Annotated in this window: 1 protein-coding gene; it reads left to right on the top strand. The window is 56.0% G+C overall.

What is annotated here, in order from left to right:
* A partial coding sequence (locus tag ACTHUR_RS20750) for an NUDIX domain-containing protein (protein ID WP_440400690.1) occupies positions 1–450 on the top strand: 450 nt, incomplete at both ends.

Raw genomic sequence — 450 nt, 5'->3', positions numbered from 1 at the left:
GCGAAAGGCCGTCTGAAGCCGTCTGCCGCGAGGGTGAAGAAGAAGCAGGCATTCCCGCTTCGTTAACCCCCCATATCCGACCGACTGCCCAAATATATAGTTTGCGCCCCGTTAATCGCGGTGTCCACAACGAAATCCTGCATATCTTCGACATTATCCTGCCTGAAGGCTTCCAACCCGCCAACCAAGACGGCGAAGTTGCCGGTTTTGAACTGATGGACATCCCCACCCTGCTCGATGCCATGTTGGGCGGAAACATGATGCACGATGCCCAGCTGGTTACGCTTGAAGCCTGCCGTCGATACGGCCTGATAGACCTCACACATCCGCTGTCCGCATGGCTCGACAGCATCCGTTGCCGACCCCCTTTTTCAAGGCCTTCTGCCACCCCTTTCTCTTATACCCCTCTTCCGCTTCCTCCTCCTCCTTCCTTTTCTCTCTCTTTGGTCG

The organism is Neisseria sp. P0021.S007, from assembly GCF_051956855.1.
Note: the sequence above shows the minus strand (reverse complement) of the source record. Positions and strands in the feature narration are given on the sequence as shown.